Raw genomic sequence first — 662 nt, 5'->3', positions numbered from 1 at the left:
TCCTGGGGAGACGCACCAGCAGCGAGGATTCGCCGGGGGTGTGCCCCGGCGTGGCAAGCATCACGACCGAGCCGTCCCCAAAAATATCCCGATCGCCTTCGATCAGGTCGACCTTGCCCCCACCGGTAAACCAGGGAGCGAGCAGGTGCGGGTCGGCGAACGGGATCGTGCCCCTATGCAGCGCCGCCCAATCCCGCGCGCCGATCAGCAGCGTTGCTTTTGGAAAGCTCGCTGCCTGTCCGACATGGTCGAAATGATAGTGGCTGATCGCCAGCCGTCCAATATCGTCCGGGCGAATGCCGATCCGCGCAAGCTGGGTCGGCAAATCGACCGCGAGCGTCGGGCTGATCGGTTGCGCGTCAATCGGCGCGCCGCGTACGGTGACGGGCAACCCTGCGTCCCACAACAACAGCTCTTTGCCGTGGCGGATCAGGTAGCAACCGTCGGTCAGTCGGCGTGATTTCCCGGCATAGCTGCCGGCATCGGATAACGGCGAAGCGTCGTTCATTTCGATCTCGCCGCAATCCAGTCGCCACAGCTCGACCTCGGGAGCGGTCGGAGCGGCTTGAACGGGGGCGCTCGGCAGGAGCGAGACGCAACTGGCCAGCACATGCCACAACGTGAATTTCATGACGTGATCCTCGATTGATAGATGTCCGGAA

General features: G+C 63.4%; 1 protein-coding gene. It reads right to left on the bottom strand.

From position 1 onward, the window contains the following. Nucleotides 1-631: N-acyl homoserine lactonase family protein (locus AACY52_RS29080; RefSeq protein WP_339561181.1), on the bottom strand; the 631-nt coding region annotated here is incomplete at its 3' end. Nucleotides 632-662: the final 31 nt, after the last annotated feature.

Origin of the sequence: Pseudomonas sp. EA_65y_Pfl1_P113, assembly GCF_963970525.1 — a bacterium.
Classification (GTDB): domain Bacteria; phylum Pseudomonadota; class Gammaproteobacteria; order Pseudomonadales; family Pseudomonadaceae; genus Aquipseudomonas; species Aquipseudomonas tritici.
This window is presented reverse-complemented; position numbering and strand designations above follow the sequence as displayed.